At 61.9% G+C, this 17,053-nt stretch carries 17 protein-coding genes; 15 read left to right on the top strand and 2 right to left on the bottom strand.

What is annotated here, in order from left to right; translation table 11 throughout:
- Positions 1-108 precede the first annotated feature (108 nt).
- From PseAD21_RS06215 to PseAD21_RS06175, 9 genes are all read left to right on the top strand, one after another.
- Positions 109-855 (top strand): amino acid ABC transporter permease, encoded by a 747-nt coding sequence (locus PseAD21_RS06215; protein WP_007963952.1) that lies wholly within the window; start codon positions 109-111, stop codon positions 853-855.
- Complete coding sequence (locus PseAD21_RS06210) at positions 855-1,526, top strand: amino acid ABC transporter permease (RefSeq protein WP_003227756.1); 672 nt, start codon at positions 855-857, stop codon at positions 1,524-1,526. Before PseAD21_RS06215 ends, PseAD21_RS06210 begins: the two co-directional genes overlap by 1 nt.
- Positions 1,523-2,257 carry an amino acid ABC transporter ATP-binding protein gene (locus tag PseAD21_RS06205; RefSeq protein WP_007963947.1) on the top strand — a complete coding sequence of 245 codons (735 nt, stop codon included), beginning with the start codon at positions 1,523-1,525 and terminating at the stop codon, positions 2,255-2,257. Before PseAD21_RS06210 ends, PseAD21_RS06205 begins: the two co-directional genes overlap by 4 nt.
- A 75-nt stretch (positions 2,258-2,332) precedes the next feature.
- Positions 2,333-4,234 carry an ATP-binding protein gene (locus PseAD21_RS06200; RefSeq protein ID WP_102354933.1) on the top strand — a complete coding sequence of 634 codons (1,902 nt, stop codon included), beginning with the start codon at positions 2,333-2,335 and terminating at the stop codon, positions 4,232-4,234.
- A complete protein-coding gene (locus PseAD21_RS06195) occupies positions 4,231-5,559 on the top strand; it encodes a sigma-54 dependent transcriptional regulator (RefSeq protein WP_102354932.1) in 1,329 nt (442 codons plus the stop codon). The genes PseAD21_RS06200 and PseAD21_RS06195 overlap by 4 nt, the downstream gene beginning before the upstream one ends.
- Positions 5,560-5,567: 8 nt before the next feature.
- Positions 5,568-5,897 carry a GlpM family protein gene (locus tag PseAD21_RS06190; protein ID WP_178082099.1) on the top strand — a complete coding sequence of 110 codons (330 nt, stop codon included), beginning with the start codon at positions 5,568-5,570 and terminating at the stop codon, positions 5,895-5,897.
- 109 nt (positions 5,898-6,006) lie between these two features.
- Positions 6,007-6,927 (top strand): arginase, encoded by a 921-nt coding sequence (locus PseAD21_RS06185; RefSeq protein WP_102354930.1) that lies wholly within the window; start codon positions 6,007-6,009, stop codon positions 6,925-6,927.
- Complete coding sequence (locus PseAD21_RS06180; protein ID WP_102354929.1) at positions 6,924-7,298, top strand: transporter; 375 nt, start codon at positions 6,924-6,926, stop codon at positions 7,296-7,298. Before PseAD21_RS06185 ends, PseAD21_RS06180 begins: the two co-directional genes overlap by 4 nt.
- Positions 7,291-7,713 carry a transporter gene (locus PseAD21_RS06175; protein WP_256588100.1) on the top strand — a complete coding sequence of 141 codons (423 nt, stop codon included), beginning with the start codon at positions 7,291-7,293 and terminating at the stop codon, positions 7,711-7,713. Before PseAD21_RS06180 ends, PseAD21_RS06175 begins: the two co-directional genes overlap by 8 nt.
- 55 nt (positions 7,714-7,768) lie before the next feature.
- Here PseAD21_RS06175 and PseAD21_RS06170 read toward each other — a convergent pair whose 3' ends face one another.
- Complete coding sequence (locus PseAD21_RS06170; RefSeq protein ID WP_102354928.1) at positions 7,769-8,530, bottom strand: MipA/OmpV family protein; 762 nt, start codon at positions 8,528-8,530, stop codon at positions 7,769-7,771.
- A 231-nt stretch (positions 8,531-8,761) separates the two neighbouring features.
- Here PseAD21_RS06170 and PseAD21_RS06165 point away from each other — a divergent pair, with 231 nt between their 5' ends.
- The 6 genes from PseAD21_RS06165 to PseAD21_RS06140 are packed head-to-tail and all read left to right on the top strand — an operon-like array spanning position 8,762 to position 16,062.
- On the top strand, positions 8,762-9,472 hold the full coding sequence (locus PseAD21_RS06165; protein ID WP_102354927.1) for an HAD-IB family phosphatase: 711 nt from the start codon (positions 8,762-8,764) through the stop codon (positions 9,470-9,472).
- Complete coding sequence (locus tag PseAD21_RS06160; RefSeq protein WP_025112402.1) at positions 9,465-10,859, top strand: aspartate aminotransferase family protein; 1,395 nt, start codon at positions 9,465-9,467, stop codon at positions 10,857-10,859. The genes PseAD21_RS06165 and PseAD21_RS06160 overlap by 8 nt, the downstream gene beginning before the upstream one ends.
- Positions 10,856-11,734 carry a carboxylesterase gene (locus PseAD21_RS06155; protein WP_102354926.1) on the top strand — a complete coding sequence of 293 codons (879 nt, stop codon included), beginning with the start codon at positions 10,856-10,858 and terminating at the stop codon, positions 11,732-11,734. Before PseAD21_RS06160 ends, PseAD21_RS06155 begins: the two co-directional genes overlap by 4 nt.
- A 50-nt stretch (positions 11,735-11,784) precedes the next feature.
- Positions 11,785-12,912, top strand: a complete 1,128-nt coding sequence (locus PseAD21_RS06150; protein ID WP_102354925.1) for a GNAT family N-acetyltransferase — start codon at positions 11,785-11,787, stop codon at positions 12,910-12,912.
- A complete protein-coding gene (locus PseAD21_RS06145; protein ID WP_102354924.1) occupies positions 12,909-14,681 on the top strand; it encodes an ATP-binding protein in 1,773 nt (590 codons plus the stop codon). The genes PseAD21_RS06150 and PseAD21_RS06145 overlap by 4 nt, the downstream gene beginning before the upstream one ends.
- A complete protein-coding gene (locus PseAD21_RS06140; RefSeq protein ID WP_102354923.1) occupies positions 14,671-16,062 on the top strand; it encodes a sigma-54 dependent transcriptional regulator in 1,392 nt (463 codons plus the stop codon). Before PseAD21_RS06145 ends, PseAD21_RS06140 begins: the two co-directional genes overlap by 11 nt.
- Before the next feature lie 10 nt (positions 16,063-16,072).
- On the opposite strand, the gene PseAD21_RS06135 is transcribed toward PseAD21_RS06140, so the two are convergent.
- On the bottom strand, positions 16,073-16,738 hold the full coding sequence (locus PseAD21_RS06135; RefSeq protein ID WP_102354922.1) for a DsbA family oxidoreductase: 666 nt from the start codon (positions 16,736-16,738) through the stop codon (positions 16,073-16,075).
- Between the last annotated feature and the right edge of the window lie 315 nt (positions 16,739-17,053).

The raw sequence follows: 17,053 nt of genomic DNA, 5'->3' as shown, positions 1-17,053 counted from the left end.
CTGGCGGTTTCCGAGCCGATCGCGTGTGCCTGGCGTTCAACGTCGGGCGGGAAAGGATCTTCCCCAAGCGGGTGCTTGTACATCGATCGATTTCGAGGGGAGACCCTAATGAATTACAACTGGGACTGGGGCGTGTTCTTCAAGTCCACCGGCGTTGGCAGCGAGACGTATCTCGACTGGTACATCGCCGGCCTGGGCTGGACCATTGCCATCGCTGTCGTGGCATGGATTATCGCCTTGCTGCTGGGCTCCATTCTGGGGGTCATGCGCACCGTGCCGAACCGCCTCGTATCAGGCATTGCGACCTGCTACGTGGAACTGTTTCGTAACGTGCCGCTGCTGGTTCAGCTGTTCATCTGGTACTTTCTGGTACCCGATCTGCTGCCGCAAAACCTGCAGGACTGGTACAAGCAGGACCTCAACCCGACCACCTCGGCCTACCTGAGCGTCGTCGTGTGCCTGGGCCTGTTCACCGCTGCCCGCGTCTGCGAACAAGTGCGCACCGGCATCCAGGCGTTGCCACGCGGCCAGGAATCCGCCGCCCGCGCCATGGGTTTCAAGCTGCCGCAGATCTACTGGAACGTGCTGCTGCCCCAGGCCTACCGCATCATCATTCCGCCGCTGACCTCGGAATTCCTCAACGTCTTCAAGAACTCCTCCGTGGCGTCCTTGATCGGCCTGATGGAACTGCTGGCGCAAACCAAACAGACCGCCGAATTCTCGGCCAACCTGTTTGAAGCGTTCACCCTGGCCACGCTGATCTACTTCACCCTGAACATGAGCCTGATGCTGCTGATGCGCATGGTCGAGAAGAAAGTCGCGGTGCCCGGCCTGATCTCCGTGGGGGGTAAATAATGGACTTCGATTTCAGCGGCATCATCCCCGCGATCCCGGGCCTGTGGAACGGCATGGTCATGACCTTGCAGTTGATGGTCATGGGCGTGGTCGGCGGCATCGTGCTGGGGACCATCCTCGCGCTGATGCGCCTGTCGTCCAGCAAACTGCTGTCGCGTGTGGCCGGCGCTTATGTGAATTACTTTCGCTCGATCCCGCTGCTGCTGGTGATCACCTGGTTCTACCTGGCGGTGCCGTTCGTGCTGCGCTGGATTACCGGCGAAGACACCCCGATCGGCGCGTTCACCTCCTGCGTCGTGGCCTTCATGATGTTCGAAGCCGCGTACTTCTGTGAAATCGTCCGGGCCGGCGTGCAGTCGATCCCCAAAGGCCAGATGGCCGCCGCGCAAGCGATGGGCATGACCTATGGCCAGACCATGCGTCTGATTATCCTGCCCCAGGCGTTCCGCAAGATGACCCCGTTGCTGCTGCAACAGTCGATCATCCTGTTCCAGGACACCTCGCTGGTCTACACCGTGGGCCTGGTGGACTTCCTCAACTCCGCCCGCTCCAGCGGCGACATCATCGGTCGTTCCAACGAGTTCCTGATCTTCGCCGGTGTCGTCTACTTCATCATCAGCTTTTCCGCCTCGCTGCTGGTCAAGCGTCTGCAAAAAAGGTTCGCCGTATGATCTCTATCAAAAACATCAACAAGTGGTATGGGGACTTCCAGGTGCTGACTGATTGCAGCACCGAGGTCAAAAAAGGCGAAGTGATCGTGGTCTGCGGCCCGTCGGGTTCGGGCAAGTCGACCCTGATCAAGTGCGTCAACGCGCTGGAGCCATTCCAGAAAGGCGACATCGTCGTCGACGGCACCTCGATCGCCGACTCGAAGACCAACCTGCCGAAGCTGCGCTCGCGCGTCGGCATGGTGTTCCAGCACTTCGAACTGTTCCCGCACCTGACCATCACCGAAAACCTGACCATCGCGCAGATCAAGGTACTCGGCCGCAGCAAGGAAGAGGCGACCAAAAAAGGCCTGCAACTGCTCGAGCGCGTAGGTCTCTCGGCGCACGCCCACAAGCACCCGGGGCAACTGTCCGGCGGTCAGCAACAGCGTGTGGCGATTGCCCGTGCGCTGGCGATGGACCCGATCGTCATGCTGTTCGACGAACCGACCTCGGCACTCGACCCGGAAATGGTCAACGAAGTGCTCGACGTGATGGTGCAACTGGCCCACGAAGGCATGACCATGATGTGCGTGACCCACGAAATGGGCTTCGCCCGCAAAGTGGCCGACCGCGTGATCTTCATGGACGCCGGCAAGATCATCGAAGACTGCCCGAAAGAGGAGTTCTTCGGCGACATCAGCGCCCGCTCCGAACGCGCGCAGCATTTCCTCGAGAAAATCCTGCAACACTAAAAACCACACACCGCTCCCACATTGGATCGATGACGATCCTGAGTTTTGTGTGGTGGTTGACCCAAGGCAACTGTGATGAAATGCGACCCCAATCTCTATCGCGCAGCGCCGCCATCACTTGCCGTGAAGCCCCGTCTGATTCGCCATTTGTTCCTGCCGCCGCTGATCATCGTGCTGATGATCGGGTTGGGTTACGTCGGCTTCTGGACCAGTGAACATTTCGGCATCCGCAGCCTCAGCGAAAACGGCCAGCGCCAGCTGGAACTGCACGCGCGCACGGTCGAAAGCGAGATCAGCAAGTACACCTACCTGCCCAGCCTGCTGGAACTGGAAACCAGTGTCCCGCAACTGCTGGCCGACCCGACGCCGGAACACCGGCAAACGGTCAACGCCTACCTTGAAGGCCTGAACCGGCGCAGCCGCAGTCGGGCCATCTACGTCATGGACACCACCGGCCGGGTGATGGCCACCAGCAACTGGCGCGACGTCGACAGTTATCTGGGTGAAGACCTGTCCTTCCGCGCCTATTTCCAAAGAGCCGTGCGCGGCGAACCCGGGCGTTTCTACGGGATCGGCAGCACCAGCGGCGAACCCGGTTATTACCTGGCCCATGGCCTGGAAGAACACGGCAAGATCATCGGCGTCGCCGTGGTCAAGGTGCGTCTCGAAGCGCTGGAGGAGCGCTGGCAACGGGCGCGCCTCGAAGCCTTCGTCAGCGACGAGAACGGCATCATCATTCTCTCCAGCGATCCGGCGCGGCGCCTCAAATCCGTCGTACCGCTGAGCGACGAGACCAAAGAGAAACTCGCCCGCAGCCTGCAGTATTACTGGTTCCCGCTCAACGAACTGCAACCGCTGGCCCGCGAAACCCTGGACGAGGGTGTGGAGAAACTGACCTTCCCGGCCAACAGCGAACTGAGCGCCGACGACGACAGCATCAGTTACCTGGCGCAGACCCGGCCGCTGAGCGACACACCGTGGAACTTCACCCTGCTCACGCCGTTGCAGGACTTGCGGCGCGAGGCGATCAACCAAGGGATTCTGGTGTCGGTTGCCTTCGCCCTGGTGGCGTTCCTGCTGATTGCCTGGAACGAGCGGCGCAAGGTCCTCGCCACCCGCCTCGCCGCCCGCGAAGCCTTGCAGGAAGCCAACAATCAGCTGGAGCGTCGGATTACCGAACGCACCACCGACCTGCGCGCCAGCAACGAACGCCTCAAGAGCCAGATCCGCGAACGGCGGCAGGCCGAAGAAACCCTGCGCCGCGCCCAGGATGAACTGGTGCAGGCCGGCAAACTCGCGGCCATCGGCCAGATGTCGACCAGCATTGCCCACGAATTGAACCAGCCGCTGGCGGCGATGCGCACGCTATCGGGCAACACCATTCGTTTCCTCGAACGCGGTCAGCTCGACGTCGCCAGCACCAACCTCAAGACCATCAACGACCTCATCGACCGCATGGGCCGGATCACCGCCAGCCTGCGCTCGTCCCCCCGCCGTGGTGACGACAAGGGCCAGGCCAGTCTTGGCAAAGCGGTGGACGCGGCGCTGCAATTGCTCGGTGCGCGGGTGGACAGCATGGCGCTGCAGTTGCACCGGCAGTTCATCGACGTGCAGTTGCAGATCGACCAGACCCGCCTCGAACAGATTCTGGTCAACCTGATCGGCAACGCCCTCGACGCCATGCAAGCACAACCGCAGCCGGAACTGTGGCTGGAAGGCGAAGAGTTCAACGGCAAATATCGTCTGCGGGTGCGTGACAACGGCCACGGCGTCGATGCCGAAGCGCGCAAGCACCTGTTCGAACCGTTCTTCACCACCAAACCCGGCGAGCAGGGTCTGGGCCTCGGCCTGACCCTCTCCGCCAGCCTCGCTGCCGCCACCGGCGGCCACCTGGGTGTCGAACACCCGGCCAGCGGTGGCACCACCTTCGTCCTCAGTTTACCGTTGGTAAGCCCTACTCCTGCCGAGCCAATATGAACCACGACCTTAGTGTGCTGATCGTCGAAGACGACCCCCATGTGCTGCTTGGCTGCCAGCAGGCGCTGACCCTCGAAGACATTCCCTGCATCGGCGTCGGCAGTGCCGAAGAAGCGCTGGAGCAGGTCGGCGACAACTTTGCCGGCATCGTCATCAGCGACATCCGCCTGCCCGGCATCGATGGCCTCGAACTGCTGACCCGTCTCAAGCAACGCGACCGCAGCCTGCCGGTGGTGTTGATCACCGGTCACGGCGACATCTCCATGGCCGTCGGCGCGATGCAGAAAGGCGCCTACGACTTCATGGAGAAACCCTTTTCGCCGGAGCGTCTGGTGGACGTCGCCCGGCGTGCGCTAGAGCAACGCAGCCTCGCCCGGGAAGTCTCCTCGCTGCGGCGACAACTGGCCGAACGTGATTCCCTGGAAGGCCGGATCATCGGTCGTTCGCCAGCGATGCAGAACCTGCGCGAGCTGATCGCCAACGTCGCCGACACTTCGGCCAACGTGCTGATCGAAGGCGAGACCGGCACCGGCAAGGAACTGGTCGCGCGCTGCCTGCACGACTTCAGCCGGCGCCACACCAAGCAGTTCGTCGCGCTGAACTGCGGCGGCCTGCCGGAAAACCTCTTCGAAAGCGAGATCTTCGGTCACGAGGCCAACGCCTTCACCGGTGCCGGCAAACGGCGCATCGGCAAGATCGAACACGCCGACGGCGGCACGCTGTTCCTCGACGAAGTGGAAAGCATGCCACTGCCGATGCAGATCAAACTGCTACGGGTATTGCAGGAGCGCACTCTCGAACGCCTCGGCTCGAACCAGAGCGTGGCGGTGGATTGCCGGGTGATTGCGGCGACCAAGTCCGACCTCGACGAAGCAAGCAAGGCTGGCGAGTTCCGCAGCGACTTGTACTACCGCCTCAACGTGGTGACCCTGGAACTGCCGCCACTGCGCGAGCGTCGCGAAGACATCCTGCAACTGTTCGAACACTTCTCCCAGCAGTCGGCGCTGCGTTTCGACCGGGTGTTGCCGGAGCTGGACAACCAGACCCTGTCGAACCTGATGAGCCACGACTGGCCGGGCAACGTGCGTGAACTGCGCAACGTCGCCGAACGCTTTGCCCTCGGCCTGCCGGCGTTCAAGAAGTCCGGCGCTGGCAGTGCAGGCCAGAGCCTGGCGTTCGCCGAAGCGGTGGAAGCGTTCGAGCGCAACCTGCTCAACGACGCCTTGCAACGCAGCGGCGGCAACCTGACCCAGGCCAGCCTGGAGCTGGGAATGGCCAAGACCACGCTGTTCGACAAAGTGAAAAAGTACGGGTTGAGCCACTGATGGATCTGATTCTCAAAGCGGCACTCGGCGCGGCAGTCGTGGTGATCCTTGCCGCGCTGTCGAAGACCCGAAACTATTACATCGCCGGGCTGGTGCCGCTGTTTCCGACCTTTGCCCTGATCGCCCATTACATCGTCGGCAAGGGCCGCTCGATCGACGATCTGAAGGCGACCATCGTGTTTGGCATGTGGTCGATCATTCCGTACTTCATTTATCTGGCGACGCTGTACGTGATGGTTGACCGCATGCGCCTTGAAGCTTCACTGGCGGTGGCGGTTGTCGCCTGGCTGATCGCGGCGACCGTGCTGGTCTCGGTCTGGGTGCGCCTGCACGCCTGAGGCAGCGGCTGGCCCGTCCCTTGCATTTACCCCCAAAGCCCTGCCCGGCTGGCCCTCATGATCGATGAGGCCGGTGTCTGGCAGGGTCTGCCAAGGGTGAATAGCGACCTTGAACATTTTAGATCTCGACCACAGCCTGACTGCCCAGGCGCCGATTGCGCGACTGCTCGACAGTGGCCGCGCCAGACGCCTGGACTTGCTCGACCTCGGCCCGAAACTCCGGCTCTGGTCCAGCGAACGCACCTGGCGGCGTTTCGCCGAGCGCTTGCAGCAACGGCCGCGACACAGCGGCCCGGCGCCGGAAATCTTCTTCGTCGGCTCCGGTGATTATCACCACCTGACCCCGGCCTTTCTCACCGACCTGCCCGAGCCGGTCAGCCTGATCCACTTCGACAATCACCCCGACTGGGTGCGTTTTGCGCCGCGCAGGCATTGCGGCTCGTGGGTCAATCAGGCGCTGAAACTGCCGAACATTCGCCGCATCGTGACCCTGGGACCGTGCAGCGATGACCTGCAAAACCCGCAGTTGAAGGGCGGTAATCTTGCGGCCCTCAGACGCGGGGTTCTGCAGCTGTTTCCGTGGCAGCACGCGCCCTCCAAAGTCTGGGGACGCATCGGCGATGGCGCCGGTCATGAACAGCAGGAAAACATGCTGCACTGGCACAACCTGTCACAAGTGGACTGGCCGCTGTTCCTCGACAAGATGATTGCCAGCCTGCCGACCGATGCGGTGTGGATCACCATCGACAAGGACGTGCTCGCCAGCGAAGACGCTGCCACCAATTGGGATCAGGGCGGCATGCGCCTGAGCCATATGCTGCTGGCCCTGCGCGCGCTGGCGGCGAGCAAGCGGATCATCGGCATCGACATCTGCGGCGAATACGCCCGCCCGGCCTTCAGCAACCTGCTCAAACGCTGGGAGGCGAAGACCGACCAGCCGCCGGCCGAGCGCTGGAGCGACGCCGACATCCTGCGTAATTCAGCGACCAATCAAGCCTTGATCGAGCTGTTCGAGGAACTGTTTCCATGACCGTAACCGTAATTGTGCTGGTGGCCCTGTCCATTGTGCTGGATGTGGCCGGCCAGCTGTGTTTCAAACTGGGCCTGGATCGACTGCCGGAGCTGGAAGGTGGCTTTCGCCTTCAGCTTTTCTGGGGCCAGGTGTTCAACGCGCCGCTGCTGTGGGCCGGGATCGGTGCTTACGCCATCGAGTTTTTCGTCTGGCTCGGCGCCCTGTCGCGGGCACCGCTGAGCCTGCTGTTTCCCGCCGCAGCACTGGCTTATTGCGGCGTGGTGCTGGCGGGCAAACTGGTGCTCGGTGAAACCGTCAGCCGGCGCCGCTGGCTAGGCACTCTGGTGATTACGGCGGGCGTCATGCTCGTGTGTGCCGGCCATGTCTGAAGCTCGCCTGGAACTGCAAGGGAACGACGCGATGCATTGGCTGCACGGGCGCCTGGGCACCATTGTGCTCTGGGCGTTGTTAATCATTCTGGAAAGTGGCGGGCAGATCGCGAGCAAGGTCGGCGGCGATCAGTTGGGCCAGGTCGACTTCACCCTGCAATGGCTGCAAGGCATCGTCATGACGCCCGGCGTGTGGGTGGCGATTGCCTGCTATATCGGCGCGTTTTTTGTCTGGATGCTGATCCTGCGCCGCAGCAGCCTGTCGCTGGCGTTCCCCCTGAGTTCGCTGGTGTTTGTCGGCGTGCTGCTGGGATCGTGGCTGGGGTTGGGCGAGCAGATCAGCCTGCTGCACTGGGTCGGCGTGGCGGTAATCATGGGCGGCATTGCCCTGCTCGCCGAAGGCGAAGAGCACTGAGGGCACTGATCGATAAGCGCTCCTGAGGGGAGCGGTTATTCGCTCGCACGGGTAATCAGTCGAACTTGTAGGCGATAGCTGCCTGCACTTCGCCTTGATTGGTATCGCCCACCGCTTTGACGATGCTGCTGTCTGCCGCCGAGCGGGTCAGGTGGATCCAGCTTGCGCTGGTGACCAGCGACCAGTGCTGCGCCAGGGGAAATTCGAAGCTCTGGGTCAACGTCACGTTCTGCAAACCGCCGCCGGCGTTGTAGGCGCGAAACCCCGAGGCCTGGGCTTCCTTGTCGCTGACGCCGAAGAAGGTCTGCGTGCCCTGCGCATCGGCGAAATGCGCGGTCAGGTTACTGCTGCCGATCACCCCGCCGCCCAGCGGATAACCGATTTCACCACCCACACGGGCAAACACGCCGCCCTGACCACCGCCACCGCCGATGGCCTGGCCGACCGAGGCAAACACCCGCCAGAAATCGGCCGGGGCGTACTGCACGAAGCCGCCAGCCTCGGCCATGTCCGGCACATCACGCAGGCCGCGCAACTCGCCGTTGGCGGTGCGCCCGGACAAGTAATTGAGATACGGCCCGGCGCTGAAACCGTTGGTTTTCAAGGCGCTCCAGGTCAGCCCGTCGTCGGTACTGAGGCTGACATCGCCCCAGTCCAGATCCAGATACGGGATCGGCCGCGTTTCGTAACGGCTGCCGGTCGGATCATGGGGCTGATAGCCCAGCCCCAGGCCCGCTTCGCCAGTGATGCCATCCGCCACGGCGGCCCCGGAAAAGCAGGCCAGTGCGCTCAATAGCGCCAGTGTCTTCCTCTGCATGAGGTCATTTCCTTTTCTGAACTTGCGCGCATCAATCCCCGGATAGAGCCCTTGGCGCAAGCACTCATGTTGTTTGTAGCAAGCTACAAAAATTGTAGCTCCACTTTGCGAAAAAACCGCATCAGACCCGTCATTACGGGGCTTCGGCCATTTGGCACAGTCCCTGCTGTCCCCCTTGCCAGGCGCAGACCGCGCACCCTGACAACTGCCTCGACCCAACAGGTACTGCAGATGATTGACTGGCATATCGTGTGTGACTTCGACGGGACCATCACCCGTACCGATGTGATCGACAGCATCCTTGAACGCTTCGCCGACCCGAGCTGGGAAGCCATCGAAAACGAATGGCTGGAGGGCAGGATCGGTTCCCGCGAATGCCTCAGCCGTCAACTGGCGCTAATCCAGGCCACGCCCTCGCAACTGCTCGAGTTCTTCGACAGCATCGAGATCGATCCCGACTTCCCTGATTTCGTCGACCACGTGATCGGCCTCGGCGCTTCGCTGGAAGTGGTCAGCGACGGCATCGAGCAAGGCATCGCACGGATCCTCGCACGCAACTACGTGACCTTGCTGCCGATCCTCGCCAATCGCCTGCGCCAGATCGATCACGACAAGTGGCGCATCGATTTCCCCTACGCCAGCGACGCCTGCCGCGCCGCGTCTGGCAACTGCAAATGCAAGTCCACCCCCAGCAGCAAACGCGTGCTGGTGATCGGAGACGGCCAGTCCGACATGTGCGTGGCGGCCACCGCCGACTTCGTCTTCGCCAAGGATCGCCTGGCCGAGCACTGCGAACGCAACGGCATCGCCTACGCGCGTTTCGACAGCTTCGCCGAACTGCCACAACTGCTGGCCCGCCTGCCGCTGGCCCCGGCCGCCAACGCCGTCTCTTTCAGTACCGAATCCACTTCTGAAGCACAGGAAACCCTGCACCATGTCTGATATCCGCATTGCGACAGCCGAAGACCAGGTCCTTCTGGAAAAAGAAGCCAAATACTGCTCCTACGGCGACACCGTTCACTACATCGAACCGCCGCGCATCTTCAGTCGCTGCGAAGGCTCCTATGTCTGGGACACCGAAGATCAGGCCTACCTCGATCTGCAGATGTGGTACTCGGCGGTCAACTTCGGTTACGCCAACCCGCGCCTGAACAATGCCCTGAAACAACAGATCGACACCCTGCCGCAGATCGCCAGCCAGTACCTGCACAAGGGCAAGATCGAGCTCTCGGAAATGATCGCGGTCGACGCCAAGAACAAGTTCGGCCTCGACGGCCGCGTGCACTTCAACGTCGGCGGCTCGCAGTCGATCGAGGACTCGCTGAAAGTCGTGCGCAACGCCACCAACGGCAAGAGCCTGATGTTCGCCTTCGAGGGCGGTTATCACGGGCGCACCCTCGGTGCTTCGTCAATCACCTCCAGCTACCGCTATCGCCGCCGCTACGGCCACTTCGGCGAGCGTGCGCAGTTCATCCCGTTCCCGTATCACTTCCGCGGCCCGAAAGGCATGACCAAGGAAGAGTACGGCAGCCACTGCGTGCAGCAATTCGCGCGGTTGTTCGAGACCGAATACAACGGCGTCTGGGACCCGAAAGTCGGCCAGAGCGAATACGCAGCCTTCTACGTCGAGCCGATCCAGGGCACCGGCGGCTACGTGATTCCACCGATGAACTTCTACAGTGAACTCAAGCACGTGCTGGATCAGCACGGCATCCTGATGGTGGTCGATGAAATCCAGATGGGTTTCTATCGCACCGGCAAGCTGTGGTCGATCGAGCACTTCGACGTCAAACCCGACGTGATCGTCTTCGGCAAGGCGCTGACCAACGGCCTGAACCCGCTGGGCGGCATCTGGGCCCGTGAAGAGCTGATCAACCCGAAAGTATTCCCGCCAGGCTCGACTCACTCGACCTTCGCCTCCAACCCGCTGGGCACCGCCGTGGGTCTGGAAATGTTCAAGATGACCAGCGAAGTCGACTACGGCGCGATGGTCATGGCCAAGGGCAAATACTTCCTCGACGGCCTGCAGGACCTGAAAAAACGCTACCCGATCATTGGCGATGTCGACGGTCTGGGCCTGGCGCTGCGCTGCGAGATCTGCACCGAAGACGGCTTCACCCCGGACAAGGCCACCCTGGACTTCATGGTCGAGGAAGGCATGAAGGGCGACATCGAAATCGACGGTCGCCGCCTGGGCCTGATTCTCGATGTGGGCGGCTACTACAAGAACGTCATCACCCTGGCACCGTCGCTGGAAATCAGCTATCCGGAAATCGACCTGGGCCTGGCCCTCCTCGACCGCCTCCTGCATCGGGCGATGAAACGATGAACGACTCTGAGATCGACATGGGCGAAGGCAACGCCGGTTTCGTTCTCGGCAGTGGCGAGGTCGCGGTGTTGTTGATCCACGGCCTCACCGGCACCCCGACGGAACTGCGTCGGGTGGCCGTGGGCCTGGCGAAAGCCGGGCACACGGTCTACGTGCCGACCCTGGCGGGGCACTGCGGCGGCAATGCCGACCTGCAGGCCACGGGCTGGCGCGACTGGTACGAAAGCGCGCGCAACACCTTCGTCGGCGTGCGCCGCAAGCATCACAAGGTTTACGTCGGTGGCTTGTCCATGGGCGCGGTGCTGTCGATGTACCTGGCCGCCGAACACCCGGGGCAGATCGAAGGCTTGCTGCTGTATTCGACGACTCTGCGTTACGACGGCTGGAGCATCCACAAGCTGGCGTTCCTCACCCCGTTGCTGATGAGAATCCCGTTCGGCGTGCACTTGTGCAGCTTCGAAGAGAAGCCGCCCTACGGCATCAAGAACGAGCGCCTGCGGGCCATCGTCGAACGCCAGATGAAAGAGGGCCAGAGCAGTCAGGCCGGGTTGCTGACCATGGAAGGCGTCACCGTGCGCGAACTGCACCGGCTCAACGCCGTGGTGAAAAAAAGCATGCCGTCGATCACTACCCCGGCGCTGGTGCTGCACTCCATCGAGGACGACATCACCAGCCGCTGGAATGCCGATTACGTCGAACGCAAACTCGGCGGGCCGGTGACCAAAGTGTTGCTCGACGACTGCTACCACATGATCACCGTGGACTTGCAGTACCGCCGTGTCGTGGAGTTGAGCGCCGATTTCATCCAGCGTGGCGTCATGCCGCCGATCGCTGATCCCGGGACCTCACCGCTGGAAACCCGGCAACGGGCTTGAGCAGTCGCCGCCGTCCGTATTAACGCGACTCGCCGACACAAGGAACCGACGTGATCACCGCTCAAGCCTTTTCAACCATCGAAGCGATCGATCGCTGTGCCTGGAATGACTGCTTCGCTGATGAGCTGGAAGACTGGGATTACTACCGCGCGGTCGAACGCGCGGGGATTGACGGTTTTCACTGGCGGTATCTGACCCTGCAAGAAGACGGTCGGGTAATCGCGGCTGCCGTGGCGTTCACCACCGCCTACTCGCTGGACACCACGTTGCAGGGCACGGGCAAACGCGTCAGCCAATGGCTGCGCCGGGGCCTGCCCGGGCTGTTCGACATCCGTTTGTACGCCCTCGGCTCGCCAGTGGCCGAGCAGTGCCATGTCGGTACGGCGTCGCACGTGGATCAGGTTCAGCGTCCGGCGTTGCTCGCCCAGTTGCTGGCGCTGGCGAAACACGACGCCGACCAGCTCGGTATTGGCCTGTTCGCGGTCAAGGACGCCTCGCACCGCGATCCTCAGTGGCTCAAGGTGTGCCGCCAAGCCGGCCTGCAAAGCATGCCCGGCCTGCCCGGCGCCGAGTTGCCCATCACGTTCGCCTCGGTGGATGCGTACCTGGGCAGCCTCGGCAAATCGACGCGCAAGGACCTGCGGCGCACCTTGCGCAACCACGGCCCGCGCATCGAATGGCGGCGTTCGGTACATGACTTGCTGCCACGCATGATGGAGCTCTACGAAGCCACCCTCGCCCGCAGTGACCTGACCTTCGAATGCCTGCCCGCCGCGTACTTTCGCGAAGTGCTCAATCATCTCGATGAGCGGGCGGCGTGCGTGCTCTATTGGCTCGGTGATGAACTGGTGGCGTTCAACCTGGTACTGCTCGATGGGCGTCGGATGGTCGACAAGTTTTTTGCCCACGATCTGGCCCGCACGCGCCAGTACAACCTTTACAGCCGTAGCTGGCTGGTGAATGTCGACTACTGTATTGAACACAAACTGGCGATCTACGCATGCGGACAGGCCGGCTATGCCAGTAAGCTGCGCCTGGGTTGCTCGTTTGTCGGTAACACGGTGTTCTTCCGCCACCGCAATCCATTGGTCGACCGACTGCTGGGACTGGTGAAAATGTTTGTTCGACCGGATCGCTCCGACCCTGCCATGGCTGCTGCAATAAGCGAAACCCAATGACCAATGACCGACGCGCCACGCCCCGACCTTTCGCCCTCTCCGGCTGGAGCCTGCAACGCAAACTGGTGCTGGCGTTCTGGCTGGTGAGCGTGATTCCGACCATGATCGCCGCGGAGCTGGCGGCCACCACGCTGTCGCAGATCTTCGACAGTAACGTGCGCATCTGGCTGCAGGAATCCTCGAAAATCGTCGAAGACGAAATCAGTGAAATCCTCCGTGAAAACGCCCGGGCCGCGAAGCTGTTCATGCGTCACACCCGCCCGCCCTCCGATCGCCAATCCGCCAGGCACGACAAGCTGACCGCCGACATCGCCGACTCGATGGGCATCGATGTGGTGACGCTGATCCGCAGCAGCGATAACAAAGTGGTGTTCAGTACCGCCGACGACAATGTCGTCAGTCAGATCAGCACCGCCCCCAAGGCCGTACTGCAGACCCTGCAAGTCGCCGGCGTCGCCACCGGCACGGTGATTTCGACCTTCGAAACCGATCAGGGTGGCGTCGACTACAAGCTGGTCATCGGCACCTTTCTGGACAACAGTTTTCTGACCAGCGTTGCCGATGTGCACTCGCTGGACCTGCGCCTGTATCTGGCCAAGGGCGATGACTTTTCGGAGATTTTCTCGACCCAGCGCTTCCAGGATCACCCTCTGCAAGTGCCGAAAAAAATCGAGCAGACCCTGCGTGAAACCAAAGGCCCGTTCGAGCAATTCACCAATAACTACAGCGGCATCTACCGACCGATCTTCAACGAAAACGGCCAACTGCAAGGGGTGATCTTCAGCGGTCTGCTGCGCCACACCAGCCTCGTTGGCCTGGTCAATCAGAGCAACCTGTTCATCCTGATTTTCCTGCTCAGCTCGGCGGCGTCACTGGCGGTCGGCTGGCTGGTCTCGCAGCGTCTGACCAAGCCGTTGCGTGGTCTGGCCCGAGGCGTACAAGCGGTGATCGCCGGCGATTATCATCAGCGCCTGCGCGTGAATGGCGGCGACGAACTGGCAGAGCTGAGCAGCACGTTCAACCACATGAGCCAGCGTCTGGAAGAGTTGCAGCATCTGGAGTCGCAACTGCGCCGTCGTGACCGTTTGCACGCGCTGGGCGAAGTCGCCATGGGCCTGGCCCATGAAATCCGCAATCCGCTGGGCATCATCAAGACCGCCACGCAACTGCTGCACCGGCGCGCCGATCTGCCGGAAACCGACAAGCGTCATCTCGAATACGTGGTCAAGGAAGTCAGCCGGATCAACGACCTGATCACCGAGTTCCTCGACTTCGCCAAACCCAGCGCGCCGATCCGTGCCACCCAGTCAGCCCGTGCACTGGTGGATGAACTGGCCGGGTTCTGCGAGCCGGAATTGTCCAGCCACAACATCGATCTGCATATCGACGATCAGGCACCCGGCGCCACGCTCTACGCCGACGCCAAGCAGCTGAAACAGGCCGGCCTGAACCTGATCGTCAACGCCATCGACGCGATGCCCGATGGCGGCCGACTGACCCTGAGCATCGCCTGCGATGCCAAATACACCATCATCAGCGTCGCCGACACCGGCCAGGGGATTGAAGCCGACATGCTCGAACGCATTTTCACCCCGTTCGTCACCACCAAGGCCTCGGGCACCGGGCTGGGGCTGGCGAAAGTGTTTTCGGTCATGGAAAACCATAACGGGCACGTAGAATGCGTCAGCGAAAAAGATGCCGGCGCCACCTTCAGCCTGTACATTCCGGCCAATGGCGAGGATTTCGACGAGACCGACGATGACGCATAACATTCTGGTGGTGGACGACGAACCGAAACTCTGCGACCTGCTGGCCTCGGCCCTCGGTCAGAACGGCATCAGCGTGTTTACCGCCGGTAATGGCCTGCATGCGCTAAAGGTGCTGGAGAGCGAAGACATCGACCTGCTCATCAGCGACTGGCGCATGCCCGGCATGGGCGGGCCGCAGTTGCTGGCGGAAGTGAAAACCCGCTATCCACAGATGCCAGTGATTGTCATGACCGCCTACAGCACGGTGAAAAATGCCGTGGAATCGATGCGCAACGGCGCGTTCGACTACATCGCCAAGCCGTTCGACATCGACGAACTGGACATCACCGTCAGCAAGGCCCTGCAGTTTCGCGACATCCTCAAAGACAACCAGCGCATGCGCGCCGAACTCGACGAACATCAGCAGATCGACAGCCTGATCGGCGACAGCCCGAGTTTCCGCAGCGTGTTGCAAGCAGTGGACTCGGTGCGCGAAAGTGCCGCGACCGTGCTGCTCAGCGGCGAGAGTGGCACCGGCAAGGAAATGGTCGCCAGGGCCATCCACAAACACGGCAATCGCGCCGACAAACCGTTCGTTGCGGTAAACTGCGCGGCGATTCCCGAGGGGCTGCTCGAAAGCGAAATGTTCGGCCACCGCAAAGGCGCGTTCACCGGCGCCGTGGCTGATCGTATCGGGCGATTTCAGCAGGCCGACAAAGGCACGCTGTTTCTCGATGAAATCGGCGAAATGCCCCTGGCGCTGCAGGCGAAAATCCTCCGTGCCCTGCAGGAGCGGGTGATCGAGCCGGTGGGCGATACCAAGGAACGCAAAGTCGATGTACGGGTGATTGCCGCCACCAATAAAGACCTGCTGCAAGCGGTGGCCAACAAGGAGTTTCGCGAGGACCTCTACTACCGCCTCAACGTCTTTCCCATTCCCCTGCCGGCGCTACGCGAACGGGTCGAGGACATCGCGCCGCTGGCCCGGCATTTCGCCCTCACGCTCGGCGCCGCCGCTGGCAAGCGCATCAGCGGTTTCAGCGCGCAAGCCTTGCAGGCCATGACCCGCTATTCATGGCCGGGCAACATTCGTGAACTGCAGAACTGCGTGGAACGGGCGACCATCGTTGCGTCCGCCAACATCATCGAAGAGCAGGATCTGCCGGCGTATCTGTTCGCTGCGCAAGCCTCTGACAGCAGTGGCCCGCTGAGCGAAATCAACGGTGTGCCGGCGGACCTGGACGCGGCGCTGGCAGACGTCGAGAAAGCCTACATTCTCGCGGCCCTGCAACAGAGCAACGGCGTCCAGGCCGCTGCCGCGCAGTTAATCGGGATCTCCGAGCGCAGCTTCTGGTATCGCCTGAAGAAACTCGGGATCCACGTCGACAAGATCGTGCGTTGAGGTTGTGGTTTTAGCTGACTGCGCCGCCCCGGGCTTCACTCATGATCTGCCGGATCGCCCCGACAAACGTGTCCACCGGTTGCCCGCCCGTCACCGCGTACTGACCGTTGAACACCACGGTCGGCACTGAACTCACGCCACGTTGCAGCCAGAGTTGTTCTTCTTCGCGCACCTCATCGGCAAACTCGTCGGAGGCCAGAATCGCCACCGCGCGCTGGCGATCCAGACCGACGCTTTCGGCAATCTGCGTGAGTTGTGCGTGATCGGACGGATTGCCGCCATCAGTGAAATACGCCTTGAACAGCGCCTCCTTCAACGGCAATTGCAAACCCTCAAGCCCGGCCCAATGCAGCAAGCGGTGTGCATCGAAGGTGTTGTAGATGCGGCTGTTGCCGTCGGTGCGAAAAGCGAAACCGACGTCGGCACCACGGGCACGAATCGCTTCGCGGTTTTTCTGCGACTGCTCCGGGGTCGAACCGTACTTCTCGCCGATGTGCTCGGTGATGTTCTGCCCCTCGGGGCCCATCTTCGGGTTCAATTCGAACGGCTGGAAATGAATCTCGGCCTGCACTTCATCGCGCAGAATCTCCAGCGCCTGCAGCAGACCGTACAGACCGACAACGCACCAGGGGCAGGATACGTCGCTGACAAAATCGATTTTCAGAGCGGAACTCATCACACACCTCGCAGACGGAAAACGTGCGGAAAAGTCTGCACGATACACCTGCCCAGCATTGCACTGACAGTGATGCCCCCTTCGCGAGCAAGCCCGCTCCCACATTGAAATGCCGTTCCCTTGTGGGAGCGGGCTTGCTCGCGAAGAGGCCCGAATCAACACCGCCAAGACCTCGCCTGCAGCAGGTTACCGCTCGGACGGAAATCGGGCGCAAAGGTCTGCACGATACACCTGCGCGGCATTGCACTGACAGTGATGCCCCCTTCGCGAGCAAGCCCGCTCCCACATTGGAATGCCGTTCCCTTGTGGGAGCGG

It is taken from the genome of Pseudomonas sp. AD21 (assembly GCF_002878485.1).
Taxonomy (GTDB): Bacteria; Pseudomonadota; Gammaproteobacteria; order Pseudomonadales; family Pseudomonadaceae; genus Aquipseudomonas.
Note: the sequence above shows the minus strand (reverse complement) of the source record. Positions and strands in the feature narration are given on the sequence as shown.

Excerpts from the sequence above, each read along its gene's own strand:
- PseAD21_RS06215 (WP_007963952.1), top strand. The coding sequence starts at position 109 with ATGAATTACAACTGGGACTGGGGCGTGTTCTTCAAGTCCACCGGCGTT.
- PseAD21_RS06210 (WP_003227756.1), top strand. The coding sequence starts at position 855 with ATGGACTTCGATTTCAGCGGCATCATCCCCGCGATCCCGGGCCTGTGG.
- PseAD21_RS06205 (WP_007963947.1), top strand. The coding sequence starts at position 1,523 with ATGATCTCTATCAAAAACATCAACAAGTGGTATGGGGACTTCCAGGTG.
- PseAD21_RS06200 (WP_102354933.1), top strand. The coding sequence starts at position 2,333 with ATGAAATGCGACCCCAATCTCTATCGCGCAGCGCCGCCATCACTTGCC.
- PseAD21_RS06195 (WP_102354932.1), top strand. The coding sequence starts at position 4,231 with ATGAACCACGACCTTAGTGTGCTGATCGTCGAAGACGACCCCCATGTG.
- PseAD21_RS06180 (WP_102354929.1), top strand. The coding sequence starts at position 6,924 with ATGACCGTAACCGTAATTGTGCTGGTGGCCCTGTCCATTGTGCTGGAT.
- PseAD21_RS06175 (WP_256588100.1), top strand. The coding sequence starts at position 7,291 with ATGTCTGAAGCTCGCCTGGAACTGCAAGGGAACGACGCGATGCATTGG.
- PseAD21_RS06170 (WP_102354928.1), bottom strand. The coding sequence starts at position 8,530 with ATGCAGAGGAAGACACTGGCGCTATTGAGCGCACTGGCCTGCTTTTCC.
- PseAD21_RS06165 (WP_102354927.1), top strand. The coding sequence starts at position 8,762 with ATGATTGACTGGCATATCGTGTGTGACTTCGACGGGACCATCACCCGT.
- PseAD21_RS06160 (WP_025112402.1), top strand. The coding sequence starts at position 9,465 with ATGTCTGATATCCGCATTGCGACAGCCGAAGACCAGGTCCTTCTGGAA.
- PseAD21_RS06155 (WP_102354926.1), top strand. The coding sequence starts at position 10,856 with ATGAACGACTCTGAGATCGACATGGGCGAAGGCAACGCCGGTTTCGTT.
- PseAD21_RS06145 (WP_102354924.1), top strand. The coding sequence starts at position 12,909 with ATGACCAATGACCGACGCGCCACGCCCCGACCTTTCGCCCTCTCCGGC.
- PseAD21_RS06140 (WP_102354923.1), top strand. The coding sequence starts at position 14,671 with ATGACGCATAACATTCTGGTGGTGGACGACGAACCGAAACTCTGCGAC.
- PseAD21_RS06135 (WP_102354922.1), bottom strand. The coding sequence starts at position 16,738 with ATGAGTTCCGCTCTGAAAATCGATTTTGTCAGCGACGTATCCTGCCCC.